Source organism: Pediococcus sp. M21F004 (assembly GCF_051122535.1).
GTDB lineage: Bacteria > Bacillota > Bacilli > Lactobacillales > Lactobacillaceae > Pediococcus > Pediococcus inopinatus.
This window is the reverse complement of record NZ_CP177314.1, coordinates 642,856-659,499: the sequence shown is the minus strand read 5'-3', so window position 1 is coordinate 659,499 and position 16,644 is coordinate 642,856. Positions and strand designations below refer to the sequence as shown.

Sequence of the window (16,644 nt, the reverse complement as noted above, 5' to 3'; positions counted from 1 at the left end):
GTTCCTTAAACTTTTTAAAAAAGGTATTGCAATCAAATCTGGAATGCTATATGATGAACCTGTAAAGAGACTGTAATATTAATGTAACATTTTGGAGGCGGTTTTGATGAAAAAAGTAATGCGATTTTTATTAATAGTAAGTATGGCGATGGGTTTGTTTTTAGTAACAAATAATACGACAAGTCAGGCCGCTTCTAGAAGAGCTGTTCCAGTTGCAATGCGCGGGAATTGGTACTTAACTAAACGGACTGGTTTAAATATTAAAAAGAGTTCAATGGTGGGTTTGAATCATACCGTTATGGAGAGAACATATGGTAAAAATATGATCTTTAAATATTACTACAAAGGTAGCTACTCATTATCTGACAAACGTTGGGGATTCGGATTCTTCTTCAAACTAGTCACCGTCCGTGGTAAGAACGGCAGAAACTACAAAGCACTTGCGATGTGGGGCCAAGGTCCTGAAGCACAACTCTATTACAAGAAGCTCAATAAGAATGAACGCCACAGTTTATCATGGAAGAAAACGATTAAATTAATGAACGGTCAAAAGAGTTTCTAGCGTCTGGCTTTACCTATCGGGCAAAAGGCTTTATAATGTGAAGATACGCCCTAGGAAAGGATGTTAGTCATGGCAGAAAAAAAAGTAGAAAAAAAGATCGATAAAAGAGTCCCAAAAGAAGAAGAAGAAGTTGAACCAAAACCATTTGATATTGGTGATCGAGTTCACGTTAAAAAAACTGCCTTACTCCCAACCGGTTTTGATGGCCAAGTAGGTAAGGTTTACGAAAATTCAATTTTGATTGATATTGATGCAGACAGTGTTGCAGAAGCTCGCAGCGAAGAATTACATGATCTTCATGGTCGTGTGATTGTCCGTTTTGCAGAAGCAACCAAGCTTGAAGCATAATAAGATATAAATACGGAAGCAGTGATATTGAAAAATATCGCTGCTTTTTTCGGCTAAATTTAATTTTTCTCATAAAAATCACAGTTTAACGGTACTGTTTAATCTTAATTTAATTTTGAAGTGTCAATCGGTAAGGAAAAATGTCTCAATAATCATTGAACATCCTTGTCAAATTTAAATCTCATATGCCATATGATTTGCTCCTTTTTCGGAATACCCAATTGTACGCAAATAGTCGCGATAATTGGCTCTCCTCCATGGGTGGTTCATAGAAGCCTTGGGCTTCTTGTTCTTTGGGGCCATATTAGATGGTTTTTCAATAATAACCTCGAAAGCTGGCGAAACTAAGTCATGATCTGCAAGCGGATGTAAATCAAATATTTGATCTGCATCTGTAGTAGCGTAAAGCTTACCAGTTAAAGTTTTAACGATTAAGACCTTAGTTCGTGGTTTTAAACAAACTAGCTTATCTGATTCAAATAATTGATATTCCTGATTATTTAATTTGACAGTGTGACCAGATGAAATTGAGCGCTCTCGAGTTGTGATTAAAATCTGATCAATTTCTGAAGATGTAAGTTGTTTGTCAAAGCCACTCGTGTTAATTTTAATAGGTAAAGCAAACTTTTGATTGAATTCTTTTACAAATGGGTTGAGGAAGTCGTTAGCTTGCTCAATTGTCGTTGTATTTGCTAGTTTAAGTTCATTTAAAAGTCGGCTTTGTAGTGTTTCAAAAAGGCGTTCAATTCTGCCTTTGGTTTGCGGTATGCTAGTCACTGAGAGTTTGGTTCCCAGTGACTTACACGCATAACCGAATTGAGTGAGTGGGTTTTCCTTCGTTGGAGAATCTGCTTTTTTGTTTGAGTTAAAAACCGTTCTTCGGTCTGTTAAAATCTCATACGGGATTCCAAAAGAAGTCAATATTTGAGCCATAACTTGATAATAAGCGTTTAACGTTTCTTCGGTATCAAAGTAGGCGCCAACAATCGCACCACTATAATCATCAATCGCGGCATGTAGATAAGTCTTTGTATTGCCGAACCAGAGCTCAACCGAGGCATCCATCTGAATAAGTTCACCGGCAAATTTTTTCCTAGCGCGTGACGGATGAGCCTTTATTGCTTCCACTGGTTCAACAACTTGTAAGGTCTTTTCGTCACGTTTAGACAAAGCCTGCCGTTGTTCCTTGAGCTTTAATTCTTTGCGTATTTGTCTTTTGGTATTGTGATGAGCTTTGGGTGACAGAACCCGATGGGTTCTAAGTATTCGTCGTAAAGTTGATTCAGAAACTTGAATACCTTCTCTACTTAATAAAAACTCATAGAAATGGGAAATATTGAAGCCTTGGTAATCAGTTTCATACAGCTTAATAATTCGATTGATTTGTTTGGTTGAGATCTTATTCTGTGGCTTTTTGCCAGTATTGCCATGCACAAAGCTAGATTTACCCTTAGTTCGATATTTGATTATTAATCGATCAATTTGTCGTAATGATAGATTTAATTCAATACTAGCTCGACAACGATTCTTTCGTTCATTAACTACTTGCTGAATTACTTGATATTTGTGGTCTTCTTTCACTGTTAAAACAACCTTTCTCATGTTGTCCACCTCCATTAACTATTTTGCCGGAGGTGAAACATATTTGCGAGACATTTTTGCTGACCAATTAGTTAAGACATTATCACTGGCGAACAACAACTGTTTAATCTTAATTTAATTTTGAAGTTGACAGAACACCTCCCATGAGCTATATTGGTTATTAAATTCTAATTAGATTTTTTCTCATAATCAGTTTTAAAACATAGGGAGTTGGAGAATTTATGAAAATCAAGAAAAGTTCAGTAACGCTGTTGGTGGCATTACCGTTACTCTTATTAGCCGCTTGTGGGAATGGGAGTTCCTCTTCAAAAAGTGCTGCTACTAAGGGTAACCTAGCAGATAAACAAGTTGTGAATTGGACAGAGACGGCGGAATTACCTTCACTGGATCCATCCCTTGCAACCGACCAAATTAGTTTTGATGCTATGAATAATGTAGGAGAAGGCTTATATCGTTTAGGTAAAAATAATAAAGTATTACCAGGGATTGCGAAGAAAACTGCGGTCTCTAAAGATGGGAAGACATACACATTTACCCTTCGAAAGAATGCTAAATGGAGTAATGGCGATAAAGTGACTGCTAAAGACTTTGTTTATTCTTGGCAACGAATTAACAACCCTAAGACAGGTTCACAATACGCATACTTATACAGCGGGATTAAAAATGCCGACCAGATTCAGGCCGGTAAAAAACCAGTTAGCAGTTTAGGAATCAAGGCCGATGGAAATTATAAATTGACCGTAACGCTTGAAAAAGCCATTCCTTACTTCAAGTTGTTAATGGGCTTCCCAAGTTTCTTCCCACAAGATCAAAAAGTGGTTCAGAAATATGGTGATAAGTACGCAACTCAAAGTAAGTACCAAGTTTATAATGGTCCTTACACAATGACCGGCTGGACGGGAACCAATAACAAATGGTCCCTTGTTAAAAATAAGAACTACTGGGATAAGAAGCACGTTTACTTAACCAAAATTAACGATCAAGTCGTTAAGGATACCCAGACTGGTTTGAACTTATTCCAAGGTAAACAAGTTGATCAGACTGTTTTGTCAGGAACCCAAGTTGCGAATATGAAGAATGACAAGTCCTTCTTCTTAGGTCGTCAGGCTCGTAATTCTTATCTTGAATACAACACCGCAAAAGTTAAAGTCTTCAAAAATGTCGATATCCGGCAGGCGATGTCTCTTGCCATCAACCGGAAACAGTTGGTTGGCAAAGTGTTAGCCGATGGTTCAACGGCACCTAAGGGATTTGTGACAGATGGTTTGGCAGCTAATCCGAAGACTGGTGAGGACTTCGCTAAAGAAGCGTACACTGGTACCGGAGTGACCTATGATTTGGCAAAAGCTAAGAAACTTTGGGCTAAAGGTTTGAAAGCAGAAGGTAAGACGAGTGTGACCTACACCTTAACTGCGGACGATACTGAAGCTACTAAGAAAACAGCAGAATTTTTGCAGACTCAGCTAGAAAAATTACCTGGTTTGAAGATCAACATCCAATCAATTCCTTACAAGACTCGTTTAGCACGTTCTGCTAAGGGACAATTCCAATTAGTTATCACAAACTGGGGAGCTGATTTCTCAGATCCAATCTCTGATTTGGGCCTGTTTACATCAGACAACAGCTTTAATAATGGTAAGTGGAGCAACAAGGAATACGATGCTTTGATCGATAAAGCTAACAATGCCGATGCTAACAATACGCAAAAACGTTGGGAAGACATGGTTAAGGCCGAAAAGGTTTTGATGAATCAACAAGGAAACGCACCATTATTTAATGGGGTGGTTCCACAATTGATTAATACCAAAGTTAAAGGTTATGTATACAACACTGCCGGTGTTCCATGGAACTGGAAGGGTATGTATGTTACAAAATAGTTAAATTAAAATTTGGAATTGCCGGTAAATGGCGATTCTGAATTTTTTTGCGGCGGACAATGTTTCGAATTCTTTGACTTTCTGCATTTTAGCTAGTAATCTCTATGGAGGGTAGTTAATAATGTGAGGTAATTTAGATGGTAACGTTTTAGTGATTGTGACAATTCAATTTCGCGTGTCACGAGATGAAAATGTTTAAAAGTCTGATACATGGGTATTTGCGGAATTAGTTGAGCATGATGGCGGTTATTTAGTGGGATACAGGGTATAATTTGATCACTAACTAAACGTGTCTAAAAGGGATTAGTTTCGTGCAAGATGCCCTTTAAGGCACTCTCAAGGTATGGGAGTGAAAATTTTGACTAAAATTGCAATTGTAACTGATAGTACCGCGTATCTCGCTCAAAATATTTGTGACAGGCTGCATATTACGGTGGCACCAATTTCGGTGGCCTTCGGTGATCAACAATATCGGGAACGAGTCGATATTAGCGATGCGGAGTTTTATGAACGATTGAAAACAGAAAAGGTTTTTCCTACTACGGCACCACCTTCAATGGGAGTCATGGGCGAACTCTATCATAGCCTGGCAGAAGCTGGCTATGAAGAGGTTGTCAGTATTCATTTATCCGGTGGGATCAGTGGGTTTATTAACAATTTACGTGCGTTTGCGGCGGGCATAACTGAGATCAACGTTCATGTAGTCGATGCCCAAATTGCCGTCCAACCCATGGGATACATGGTGATTCAAGCGGCCAAGATGGCAGTTGCCGGTAGTTCAGCAGAAGAAATCATCGCTAAAATGACAGAGTTGAAAGCAACAATTGGGGAATATTTTATCGTGGATGACCTCCAAAATTTGGTCCACAGTGGTCGTTTAGGAAGTGGATCGGCGTTTGTGGGATCATTGTTGAAAGTTAAACCGATTTTATCACTTAACAAAGAGAAGTATAATATTGAAGCTGTCGATAAGGTGCGTTCGATGAAACGAGCCCGAACTAACATTGTCAGCCGGTTTCTTGAAGAAACCAAAAACCTACCCTACACAGTTCGCGTGTTTTTATGTGGAACAAATAACGAACCAGAAGTTGAGAAGTGGCAACAAAGTATTCAATCCAAATTAACCAACGTGGCAGCTGTGGAAACCGGCCAAATCGGTCCAGTTGTTGGTGCCCATTTGGGTTCAGGCGTGTTTTCCATTTTATGGATAAAAGAGGTTGCGTAGGCGCAAAAAGAGAGGAAGAAACAAATGAAGAAGCTGAGAATTGATTTGAATGACGAAGACTACATGGGTAGCCATGAAGCCAGTGTAATGTGGGGTAAACAAAAGGATTACGTACGGACCATTTTCAATAAGTATCCAAAACGTTTTCCAGAAGGTACCATTCGCAAGTTTGGTAAACAATTGGTTGTGACCCGCGAAGGCATGGAAGCTGTTACGGGAATTAGAAAAGACCAGTTAGTTGATAAAAAATAAAGTGTGCAATCGCTGAAACTTTTAGTTTCCAAGGTTTATGACCAGGAGGCTGAGAGGTTTGGCGATTTTTTCTTGAAAATTGTAGGTAGAAAAATAGTCATGAATTTATTATTACCTAATTTTTAGCAAACATTATTTACAATGCAATAATCCCTTTATGGTTGTCAGATGAAATAATATAATTCATCTGATTATCATGGAGGGATTTTTCTATGCCTAGATCTAAATATACAGCGGCTGAAAAATTAGCGATATTGACGGAATTTAAACAGTCAAACTTATCTTTAGGTAACTTTGCCAAACACAATAAGGTTGCAACCCAAACTGTGAAAGATTGGCAAGTAAAGTATCAAAGTGGCGGGACCGAAGAGCTTTCCGAAGCCCATCATAACAAGCATTACTCTAAGGAGTTAAAACGGGAAGCCATTAGTGATTTTTTGAATGGTGAAGGCACGTATCGTGAAATAGCTATAAAGTATGGATTACGATCAACGACTCAGATACTCAATTGGGTTTCCAGGTATAATAGGGATAAACAAATAACGGCCTCGCCGTTTAGAAAGCAGGTCCCTATTATGAGTCGTAAAACCAACTTTAAGGAACGTATTGAGGTTGTCGAATATGTGACAAGACACAAACATAGTTATGCTGAAGCAGCCGAACATTTCGCTGTTTCTTATCAGCAAGCACGCTCATGGGTACTTAAAACAAAACAAGCTGGCTATGAAGCTCTGATTGATAATCGTGGACATCATAAACAACTAAGTGAACTAACTGATTTAGAAAAAGCTAATTTGCGAATCCGACAACTAGAATCAGAGTTGAAAGATAAAGAACTTATGGAAGCCTTCATAAAAAAATTTCAAGAAATTCAGCGCAGGGAGTGAATAAACAGCATCGACTGGCATATCAGGCCATAAGTGAAGTCAGTCAGGGGAAACAAGGAGCGGTCACCAAACTACTTAAAGTTGTCGGCGTAAGCCGTCAAGCTTATTACAAAGGAATTAATCGCCAAATAACATCTTGGGAAAGACAAGATAAAGTACTTAAGGAGCGTGTCCAATACTGGTTTGATTTTCATTTTCAAGGAATAGGAGCTGGGAATCTTCTTACTAACCTAGAAAAAGATAACCAAGTCACTTTTGCTGTGACACTTAAACAAGTGAAACGAATTATGCGTGAACTCGGATTACGCTGTGAAATCAAGGTTAAGAAACATAATCGGGTTAAACAGTCTGATCAATATATCCTGGATAACACTTTAAATCAAAGCTTCAAAGTTACGGCACCTAATCAAGTTTGGTTATCAGACTCAACTGAATTAACCTACGGTGTAAATGGTGAGCACAAGGTACGTTTAAGTGGTGTCTTAGATTTATACGGGCGAAAACTGTTAGCCTACAATCTAAGCCTGACGGAGACTAGTGCAGCCGAAATTCAAGTATTTCAGCGAGCTTTCAATCAATTTAGTAATGCTCATCCATTAATTCACACAGATCGAGGATCTGCTTATACTTCTGGAGCTTTCAATAATTATTTGGCTCGTTATAACGTGACACGTAGCATGTCAAGACCAGGCACTCCATACGACAACGCTCCGATGGAACGTTGGTGGAATGAATTTAAACTTCGTTGGATGGCTCGCCATCCGTTGGCAAAAACTTATGAAGAACTAGTAAAACTTGTAGAAGATGGAATATATTATTTTAACCACCATAACCGTTCAGCAATAAGAAATGGCCTCACTCCAGATGAATACTGGAATGAAGCCATTTAGAAACAAACTTAAATTTATATTATTTCATCTGTCAACTTGACAGGGCCTAGTGCACAATAAGAGAAACTAAAAACTTTATTTTAAGCAAAAAGCTTGAATAAACTGATTAAGGGTGTAAAATAATATATTGCTGTGGAGATGCACAACTACCTTTCTTGAGCCCCTCCTAAAAGAGTTTAAGAGAGTATAAGCCTCACTGATTAATTTCAGTGGGGCTTTTTTTATGAAATCCGGCAAATACCATTTGATACGCGAACAAAATATCCGGTTTGCTAGAATGAACTTTACAAAGTTAGTTCATACTAGTGCGCTGGTTTAATTAAGCTGCCATTGAATTATTGGGGTGAGTGGAATAATTGATTGCGGCATATTAGCGTATTGATGATCTGAAGGCAATCAAAGGATGGATTTATGAAGTTGGTATTCAAGGTGTCCAGGTTTCTTAAAGAGACTAAGCTAAAAGGACGAATGAACTAATCCCTTAATTGGGTTAGCACATTCGTCCTTTTGATGTCCCCGGCGAGAATCGAACTCGCAACCTATCGCTTAGGAGGCGATTGCTCTATCCAGTTGAGCCACGGAGACAGGTTACCTTTCGTATTTTGCCATAAAATCAGGGCATAAGCAAGCAACCGCCAAATTTCCAGAATAAAAATAAATATAAATCCTGTAACTTGATCTCAGTCAATTTCAAAGGTTAGTTTTCCGGTTATATTAGACTTATTAAATAAGACAAGGGGATAATGATTATGATGAAATTTGAGCAGGTTGTACAAAAAAATATTAATCCAATTACATGGACTTCGGCAGCATTGATTGCCGTTGGGTTTCTAGGTGAGGCGCTGGGTTCGCAAATGTTATATACAGTGGCGTTTGTTCTTGCCTCAATTATTGCCGCAGTTCCCATTATTATCCGGGCTGTTGAGGCTTTGAAGGTTCGGGTTATCGGAATTGAGTTATTGGTAAGCATCGCCGTAATTGGTGCCTTTGTGATTCAAGAATATGATGAATCGGCAATTGTCACATTCTTATTTCTCTTTGGAAGTTTTCTAGAAGCTAAAACTTTAGCGAAAACGCGTGAATCCATTAAAACGTTGACCGAAATGGCACCCACAACAGCCGGGGTCGTTCAAGCGGATGGTTCTGTTGTAGAAACTGACGTTGACGATGTTGATGAAGGCGATGTGGTTCTCGTAAAAACCGGTGGTCAAGTCCCAATTGATGGGGATGTTGTTGAAGGATCCGGTTATTTAAATGAAGCAAGTGTTACTGGTGAATCTAAATTAGTCACTAAACAAGTGGGCGACGGTGTTTTCTCCGGAACGATTTTAGATAACGGAACCTTAAAGATTAAAGCTACCAAAGTCGGTGACGACACAACGTTTGCCAAAATCGTGGAATTAGTTGAAGATGCGCAGGATACTAAGTCTCACGCAGAAAAATTTATTGATCAGTTCGCCAAATACTATACGCCAGCGGTCCTCGTTTTAGCTGTCCTAGTCGGGTTTATTTCTGGAGACTTCAAGTTAGCCATCACGGTCCTAGTGCTTGGATGCCCTGGAGCCTTGGTCATTGGTGCTCCCGTTTCAAACGTTGCCGGAATTGGTAATGGTGCGAAAAACGGAGTCTTGATCAAGGGTGGCGAAGTTGTTGATACGTTTGCTAAAGTTGATACCTTAGTCTTTGATAAAACAGGAACTTTGACGAAAGGGAACACAGAGGTTTCTGCCATTAAGAACTATGCAGATGATCCAAAATTAGGCTTAGCTTTGACTGCTAAACTGGAGAGTCAGTCTGATCATCCTTTAGGAAAAGCAATCACGACTTACGCAACTAAAAATGAAATTGATTTCCAAGATTTAAAAATTACTTCCAATAATACGGTTAAGGGACAAGGGATTGAAGCTGAAATTGAACAACATCAAGTTTTAGTGGGGAACCTTAAACTGATGGCAGCCAATCATATTGATCTCACTGACGAACAAGACGCTAATTTAAAGGAACTTCAAGAGACTGGGAGCTCTACAGTCATCGTAGCGATTGATCAAAAAGTGCAACAGATCATTGGAGTTTCTGATGTGATTCGTGATAATGTTAAGGAGAACCTGGCAGCATTGAAGAAGCTTGGCATTAAAAAGCTGGTAATGTTGACAGGAGATAACGAAATTACCGCTATTCACGTTGCTTCAGAACTGGGTATTGATGAAGTCCATGCAAATTTATTACCAGAAAATAAAGTTACCTTTGTGAAACAGCTCAAGGATACTGGACATACAGTAGCGTTTGTTGGGGACGGCATTAACGATAGTCCGTCGATTGCAACGGCCGATATTGGGATCGCCATGGGTGGCGGAACAGATGTTGCAATTGAAACTTCTGACATTGTCTTGATGCAATCTAGTTTTCAAGAATTGGTTCATGCGTATGGCTTGGCTAAAAAGACCGTTGCTAACACTCGGCAAAACATTGTGATTGCCATTGGCACAGTGGTCTTCTTACTCATTGGGTTGATCTTTGGGTATATTTACATGGCCAGTGGAATGTTTGTTCATGAAGCCAGCATTTTGGTTGTTATCTTCAATGCGATGCGCCTGATTCGTTATCATGCCGTCGGAGCAAAATAAATTTAAAAAAGTTTTCAAAAATTGATGTTGATCAAGTTTTATTAACCGATTTGGCCTTAAAATGAATTCATAAAGTTAAGAAAGGGAGTTTTTAGAATGACAAAAGCAATTTTACAATTAGGTGCATTAACTTGCCCATCATGTTTACAAAAGATTCAAGGCGCTTTGGAAAAACAAGCTGGAGCAGAAAAAGTGAAAGTTTTATTCAACGCCAGCAAGGCTAAGATTGACTTTGACGAAACTGTCAATAACGCTGATGCCTTGGCAGAGGTTGTTACAAAATTAGGTTACGAAGTTAAGAGCATCAAAGTAAAAGAACCAGCTAAATAATTTTTTAAAAACGGCAGCATCCGATTAATCCCTAGGATGGTGCCGTTTTCATGTGCTTTAACAACCGTTGTCCAAGTAAAAATTCAGTGTTATAGTATTTTAGTAATTAAAATCGAAATGCATATATAAGCGCCTTAATATGGTTGGCGAGTTTCTACCCAGAACCGTAAATTCTGGACTATACGCAATAAACTCATCAAACGATGTCTCTATTTGCGGACATCGTTTTTGTTTTGCAGTGATATAGGTTATATATGGATTCAACAGGGGGTAACGTGTTGGTTTCAAAGGAAGAATGGGCACAAGAACAGATTGATTTTGACGCAGGAGAGGGCGTTCCACAAGAAGATGGTACTTCGAATGGACATGCCGCAGTCCTGGGTTTGCAACATTTATTAACGATGTATTCTGGAGATGTCATGGTTCCGCTTTTGATCGGCGCCATCGTTCATTTCTCGGCCACCCAGATGGCTTTATTGATCTCCATGGATTTATTCATGTGTGGAGTTGCCACCTTATTACAAGTCCATCGCACGCGTATGGTGGGCATTGGGTTGCCAGTAGTCTTAGGTTGTGCGGTTCAAGTAATTACACCATTGGGAACAATCGGGAAAACGCTTGGCATTACCACAATGTATGGAGCCATTATTGTTTCGGGATTATTTGTCTTTTTAATGAGCGGCGTTTTTTCTAAAATGCGCAAATTGTTTCCACCAGTGGTCACCGGTTCGCTGATCATTGTCATCGGCTTTACTTTGATGCCCGTTGCGGTCACTGATTTAGGTGGGGGCACGGTTGGTGCTCATGATTTTGGGTCATTTAACAATTTATTAGTGGGAGGTTTCACACTGGCAGTCATTATTGCGATGAACGTGTGGGGCCGTGGTTTCATTAAGTCGATCGCCGTTTTGATCGGTTTGGTGGCTGGAACCGCACTAGCCGGTGCCCTAGGGATGATTCAAATGAGCAGTGTCTCGCAAAGTAGTTGGTTCCGTTTTCCACAACCCTTTATGTTCGGCGTGCCTCATTTTGAATGGTCCTCTTCACTTACTATGATCCTGATCGCATTGACGACCATGATCGAATCAACGGGAGTATTCTTCGCTTTAGGAGATATGACCAATCGGCATTTGTCGGGGGATGATTTAAAACGTGGCTACCGAGCAGAAGGAATTGCGCAAATGTTAGGTGGAATCTTCAACACCTTCCCATATTCTACCTTCTCAGAAAACGTGGGAATTGTGCAGTTCTCAGGCGTTAAAACGCGTAAACCAATTTACTTTGCCGGTCTATTTCTCTTAATCTTAGGATTATTACCAAAGGTTGGAGCCTTGGCAACGGTTGTGCCAACCCCAGTTTTGGGCGGAGCCATGTTGGTTATGTTTGGAACAGTCGGATTACAAGGTGTGCGCATTTTGAAAAGTGTCAACTTTGATGACAGTCGTAATTTGATTGTTGCGGCGGTTTCCATTGGGGCCGGGCTGGGAGTTTCCAGTGTGCCTAGCATTTTTCAAGCGATGCCTTCTGAATTGAACTTAATTCTGGGTAACGGGGTCGTAGTCACAAGTATCGTGGCAGTTGTATTAAATCTATTATTTAAATTACAACCAAAAAGAAAAGTAGAAGCTAAATAAAAAAGTTCGCAAATTTTGAATTCTGAAAAAGAGAATTTAAAAATTTGCGAATTTTTGTTTAGAGGATGATTAATTCTATGCTAAAAATAAGTTTAGGACTTAAATATTAAGAGTGGGCGCGTTATACTGATTTATAAAGAACAAAAATAGATGGTTAAATACGGAGGCTTACCTTGAAAAAATTACGCGTCATGTCCATTTTTGGCACCCGGCCAGAAGCGATCAAAATGGCTCCAATTATTTTGGAAATGAATAAGAGAAGTAGCGAGTTTGATCCCATTACAGTGGTGACAGCGCAACATCGAGAAATGTTGGATCAAGTTCTCGATATTTTTAAGATTAAGCCGGATTATGATTTAAACATCATGAAGCCTAACCAAACGCTAAGTGAGATTACCGGGCGCGTTTTGAATAAATTAGATACGATTATTCAAGAAGTTAAACCAGATGTTATTTTGGTTCATGGCGATACAACGACCACGTTTGCCGCCAGTATCAGTGCCTTTTATAATCAGGTGCCACTGGGACATGTCGAAGCCGGCTTACGGACTTGGGACAAGTATTCACCATTTCCAGAAGAAATGAATCGCCAGTTAACTGACGTTTTGGCAGATTTTTATTTTGCGCCCACAACGTTAAGTGAGCAGAATCTGTTGAAAGAAAATCATGCTGCCGATCACATTGTGGTAACTGGTAATACGGCAATTGATGCCTTAAAAGAGACTGTTCAAGATGATTATCATCATGCGGTGCTTGATTTGGTTGCCCCCGGACATCGGTTAATTTTGTTGACGATGCATCGTCGGGAGAACCAGGGAGAACCCATGAAACGCGTTTTTAAAGCCATCAAGCAAGTCGTTGATACGCATGCTGATGTAGAAGTTATTTATCCCGTTCATTTGAGTCCGGCCGTGCAAAAGGTTGCCAATGAAATTTTGGGCAATGACAGTCGCATTCACTTGATTGACCCGTTAGATGTAGTGGATTTCCACAATTTATCTGCGCACAGTTACTTTATTATGACGGATTCTGGTGGCGTGCAAGAAGAGGCTCCGTCGCTCGGCAAACCAGTTTTGGTGTTACGGGACGAAACAGAGCGTCCAGAAGGAGTAACGGCAGGTACCTTAAAGTTAGTTGGGACCGATCCTGTAACTGTAAAAGAAGCTATGGAAACATTGTTGGATGATTCGCAAGCCTATCAAAAAATGGCGACTGCCAAGAATCCTTATGGTGACGGTCACGCTGCAAACCACATTTTGGATTTTTTGGCCAAAAAATTAAATGATAATCGGAGTTAATGACTAGTGAAAGCATTTATAACAAAAAATAAAGCCATCATTTTGTACTTGGTATTTGGCGCCTTAACAACGGTCGTCAATATTGGGGTATTTACATTATTTGATCTGTACACAAATTGGAACTATCAGGTTGGGACGGCCATTGCGTGGATTGCGTCTGTGTTGGTCGCGTTTTTCACCAACAAAGTTTGGGTGTTTAGTTCAAACTACTCTACGTGGGGCGCTTTTTGGCGAGAGCTTGGATCCTTTTTCTTCTTCCGCTTATTAACTTATTTTATGGAAGTTGTGATTATGTGGATCGGGGTTTCCCTGTTGCGTGAGAATGCGATTCTAATGAAGTTAGTTGATAATGTCGTTGTGGTGATCGTAAATTATGTCTTTAGTAAATGGATTATTTTTCGCAAACAGGACACAAAAAAAGATTGAAACAGGGGTAAATAAGTTTCAATCTTTTTCTACTTTTGACTTGCTGTGTAACTATCGACTAGATTTTTGGCGAAAGCATCTAGTTGATCTAAATCTTCTTCGGATTCGGGAGCTAAATTGATTTTTACTGGTTCGGCACCTTGAGTAGCTTTGGCTTTTTTGAAAGCTTCAGCAAACTGATCAATGGCAACACAATAAAATTCTTCATAGAATACGTCGCCAGATCCAGCCACGCCGAAGATTTTACCAGTTAGGTCTAATTCGGGAAGTTCTTCATAGAAGTCCATCCCTTCTTCTGGTAAGGCTCCTTCATCATAGGTATAGGGCACGACAACACAAATATCAAAGTTCTTAAATTCGTCAGCATCCGTTTGAGAGATTTCTGATTCGTCCACTTCGACGCCCAAATCCTCTAAGGCTTCGGTAATAATGTCGGCACAATCTTCATTGTTACCGGTGATGGTTGCAAAAACAACTTTTGCAGTTGGCATGTGGTGGTTCCTCACTTTCTTTAAAACATGGTGGTAGTCATCATACGAAAATTCTGAATTAGGTTTAAGATTCACCCTAATAAGTCCTAAAGAATTATAGCAGAGAAACACAATTTAGTGAATGTTTTGCTGAGACAAGGAGGCTGAAATGGCAGAAAAAGAGTCACTTCCTAAAATTACTAAAATTACCACGCAAAAACGAAAAGGGCGCTATAACGTTTTTATCGACGAACATTATGCGTTTCCCATCAGTGAAGATGTAATGATTAAATTCCGGATTTTTAAAGGGATGGAAATCGACAAAAAGCTCCGTGCTGAGATTTTAGCCGCTGATGATGTGTCAAAAGCGTACTCCAAAGCTCTTGCTTTTTTATCCGGTCATTTACGAACGGAACATGAAATTGAACAAAAATTAAAAGAAAAAGAAATTCCGGAACCCACCATTCAAGCGACGTTAGTTAGATTACGGGACTTGAACTTAGTGGATGATGAGCAATATGCAGAAAGCTATGTCCGCACCATGGCACGAACTTCTGACAAGGGGCCAATTGTGATTCGAAGAAATCTCCGTCAAAAAGGGGTTTTGGAAAATGACATTGATCAAGGACTAGCCGAATATCCGGATGAAGATCAGGTTCAAAATGGGATAGAAATTGCGAAAAAGCTTGCGCACCATTACCAGCGAGAACCGTTAACGAAAATGAAACAAAAAGTTCGCCAAGGTTTGATGACAAAAGGTTTCTCGGGGGATGTGATCTCCCAGATTTTGGAACAGACTCATTTTGAAGCTGATCCTGAGTTAGAAAATGAAAAGCTCAATGCGGAGTTTGCCAAGGTTTGGCGACGTAATCGGCGCTATGTCTTTTCACAACGCAAAATGCGGACCAAGCGAACCTTATATGGGAAAGGATTCAGCATTGATGCGATTAACGTTTTATTAGAGCAGCAAACAGATTCAGAAGAGATTTAAGCAGGGGGGAGTTACACAATATGAAAAAGAATTTATGGCGGTTTATTTTGCTTGTGGTTTTATTAGGCTTGGGATTTTGGGGTTTGAAAATTGGGTATCAGAGTTATCGGATGCAGCAGGCTGGATACCCTGTAAACTTCTTTCGGGCTAAGAATAAAGTGCCGGTCCATAAGCCACGAGGGAAAACTTTTCGACCACAAAAAATTGTGGTGCAACCACCCCGACTAACCCAACAAACCCGTCAATTTAAACGGTTATTGAGTCCGATTGTGGGCAAAAATCGGTTTGTAGGCACGCTGTTAATCGTTAAAAATGGCAAGCCATTTTATAACCAAGGATATGGATATGCAAATTATCAGCAAAAAGCTTTAAATACTGCTAACTCAGAGTATCAAATTCTGTCGATGCAAAAATCAATGACGGCAATGTTGATTATGCAACAAGTTCAGGCCGGAAATTTGCGTTTGACCGATCACCTCGCTGAATTTTATCCAGCAATTACCGGGGCTTCACAAATTACAATTCGATCTATGCTGAATATGCAGACGGGGTTACGAATTAAGCAATTATCCAAGCAAGTCCTTTCTAGTCAAGGAGTCGCAGATTATGCGGCGCGCCATGTGCAGTTTGTCGCGGCCAAAAATAATCAATGGTCCTATCAGCCGATCAATTATACGTTGCTGGCGGGCATTTTGCAGAAAATAACAGGTCAAACTTATTATCACATCTTTACCCACCACATTATTACCCCATTAAAATTGCACAACACGGGGTTTGTGATGCAGGCAGACCGAGCACTTCGGCTATCCACGCCATATCTTAATCAACCAATTACGGATAATTCAATTAATTATTTGCATGCCTATCACGAGTTAGCCGCTAGTCAGCACAACGAGTTAGCAACCGGAAATGTGTACATGAGTACCGGGGATTTTTACAAGGTAACCCAAGCAATCCTGCAGGCTCGTTTTTTAACCGCCCAAAATACTGCTATTTTGCATGAGGCGAGTGGTATTTGCCAGTACGGCGGGGGCCTCTATTCCAAAAGTCCGACCAGTTATTGGAGTCACGGCGTTGGTTACGGAGAAGAAAGTGGCGTGATGATTAGCCGAGATGGGCAAAATGCGGTCGTGATGTTGAGTAATTATCATTTGAAAAAATCGGCTTTAAAAAAGCAGTGTGCTCAGATTTATCAAAATTTAATGCAAGGAATGTATTAAATTAGACT

Annotated in this window: 16 protein-coding genes, 1 tRNA gene and 1 riboswitch; of the genes, 14 read left to right on the top strand and 3 right to left on the bottom strand. The window is 39.8% G+C overall.

Going from position 1 to position 16,644, the window contains the following annotated elements; translation table 11 throughout:
• Positions 1-106 precede the first annotated feature (106 nt).
• Positions 107-562, top strand: a complete 456-nt coding sequence (locus ACLHK8_RS03455; RefSeq protein ID WP_434520394.1) for a hypothetical protein — start codon at positions 107-109, stop codon at positions 560-562.
• 69 nt (positions 563-631) lie between these two features.
• On the top strand, positions 632-910 hold the full coding sequence (locus ACLHK8_RS03450; protein WP_057775553.1) for a hypothetical protein: 279 nt from the start codon (positions 632-634) through the stop codon (positions 908-910).
• A gap of 174 nt (positions 911-1,084) precedes the next feature.
• Here the strand turns inward: ACLHK8_RS03450 and ACLHK8_RS03445 are convergent, their stop codons facing one another.
• Entirely contained in the window at positions 1,085-2,512 is a 1,428-nt protein-coding gene (locus ACLHK8_RS03445) for an ISNCY family transposase (RefSeq protein ID WP_057775614.1), read from the bottom strand.
• A 221-nt stretch (positions 2,513-2,733) separates the two neighbouring features.
• On the opposite strand from ACLHK8_RS03445, the gene ACLHK8_RS03440 reads away from it, so the two are divergent.
• The 5 genes from ACLHK8_RS03440 to ACLHK8_RS03420 all read left to right on the top strand — a co-directional run bounded on the left by ACLHK8_RS03440 (position 2,734) and on the right by ACLHK8_RS03420 (position 7,643).
• The gene (locus ACLHK8_RS03440) at positions 2,734-4,389 is read left to right on the top strand and encodes a peptide ABC transporter substrate-binding protein (RefSeq protein ID WP_434520393.1); all 1,656 of its coding nucleotides are present in this window, start codon (positions 2,734-2,736) and stop codon (positions 4,387-4,389) included.
• 358 nt (positions 4,390-4,747) lie between these two features.
• Entirely contained in the window at positions 4,748-5,614 is an 867-nt protein-coding gene (locus tag ACLHK8_RS03435; protein WP_434520392.1) for a DegV family protein, read from the top strand.
• Between the two features lie 24 nt (positions 5,615-5,638).
• The gene (locus ACLHK8_RS03430) at positions 5,639-5,866 is read left to right on the top strand and encodes a helix-turn-helix domain-containing protein (RefSeq protein WP_320531880.1); all 228 of its coding nucleotides are present in this window, start codon (positions 5,639-5,641) and stop codon (positions 5,864-5,866) included.
• 212 nt (positions 5,867-6,078) lie between these two features.
• The gene (locus ACLHK8_RS03425) at positions 6,079-6,753 is read left to right on the top strand and encodes a helix-turn-helix domain-containing protein (protein WP_057775631.1); all 675 of its coding nucleotides are present in this window, start codon (positions 6,079-6,081) and stop codon (positions 6,751-6,753) included.
• Complete coding sequence (locus tag ACLHK8_RS03420; RefSeq protein WP_063696711.1) at positions 6,750-7,643, top strand: IS3 family transposase; 894 nt, start codon at positions 6,750-6,752, stop codon at positions 7,641-7,643. Before ACLHK8_RS03425 ends, ACLHK8_RS03420 begins: the two co-directional genes overlap by 4 nt.
• 511 nt (positions 7,644-8,154) lie before the next feature.
• Here the strand turns inward: ACLHK8_RS03420 and ACLHK8_RS03415 are convergent.
• A tRNA-Arg gene (locus ACLHK8_RS03415) sits at positions 8,155-8,228 on the bottom strand.
• A gap of 167 nt (positions 8,229-8,395) precedes the next feature.
• Between ACLHK8_RS03415 and ACLHK8_RS03410 the strand changes: the two genes are divergently transcribed.
• The 5 genes from ACLHK8_RS03410 (at position 8,396) to ACLHK8_RS03390 (ending at position 13,955) form a co-directional block, all read left to right on the top strand.
• A complete protein-coding gene (locus ACLHK8_RS03410; RefSeq protein WP_434520488.1) occupies positions 8,396-10,267 on the top strand; it encodes a heavy metal translocating P-type ATPase in 1,872 nt (623 codons plus the stop codon).
• A 96-nt stretch (positions 10,268-10,363) separates the two neighbouring features.
• Positions 10,364-10,597 carry a heavy-metal-associated domain-containing protein gene (locus tag ACLHK8_RS03405; RefSeq protein ID WP_063696960.1) on the top strand — a complete coding sequence of 78 codons (234 nt, stop codon included), beginning with the start codon at positions 10,364-10,366 and terminating at the stop codon, positions 10,595-10,597.
• Positions 10,598-10,698: 101 nt separating this feature from the next.
• Positions 10,699-10,798, top strand: a riboswitch (purine riboswitch).
• A 110-nt stretch (positions 10,799-10,908) separates the two neighbouring features.
• Positions 10,909-12,231 (top strand): nucleobase:cation symporter-2 family protein, encoded by a 1,323-nt coding sequence (locus ACLHK8_RS03400; protein ID WP_320532109.1) that lies wholly within the window; start codon positions 10,909-10,911, stop codon positions 12,229-12,231.
• A 173-nt stretch (positions 12,232-12,404) separates the two neighbouring features.
• Positions 12,405-13,529 carry a non-hydrolyzing UDP-N-acetylglucosamine 2-epimerase gene (gene wecB / locus ACLHK8_RS03395; protein WP_063696962.1) on the top strand — a complete coding sequence of 375 codons (1,125 nt, stop codon included), beginning with the start codon at positions 12,405-12,407 and terminating at the stop codon, positions 13,527-13,529.
• Positions 13,530-13,535: 6 nt separating this feature from the next.
• On the top strand, positions 13,536-13,955 hold the full coding sequence (locus ACLHK8_RS03390) for a GtrA family protein (protein WP_057774180.1): 420 nt from the start codon (positions 13,536-13,538) through the stop codon (positions 13,953-13,955).
• Between the two features lie 29 nt (positions 13,956-13,984).
• Here ACLHK8_RS03390 and ACLHK8_RS03385 read toward each other — a convergent pair whose 3' ends face one another.
• Positions 13,985-14,446 carry a flavodoxin gene (locus ACLHK8_RS03385; RefSeq protein ID WP_057774177.1) on the bottom strand — a complete coding sequence of 154 codons (462 nt, stop codon included), beginning with the start codon at positions 14,444-14,446 and terminating at the stop codon, positions 13,985-13,987.
• Positions 14,447-14,594: 148 nt separating this feature from the next.
• Between ACLHK8_RS03385 and recX the strand changes: the two genes are divergently transcribed.
• Complete coding sequence (recX, locus tag ACLHK8_RS03380) at positions 14,595-15,416, top strand: recombination regulator RecX (protein ID WP_057774175.1); 822 nt, start codon at positions 14,595-14,597, stop codon at positions 15,414-15,416.
• A gap of 20 nt (positions 15,417-15,436) precedes the next feature.
• A complete protein-coding gene (locus ACLHK8_RS03375) occupies positions 15,437-16,636 on the top strand; it encodes a serine hydrolase domain-containing protein (RefSeq protein ID WP_063696964.1) in 1,200 nt (399 codons plus the stop codon).
• Positions 16,637-16,644: the final 8 nt, after the last annotated feature.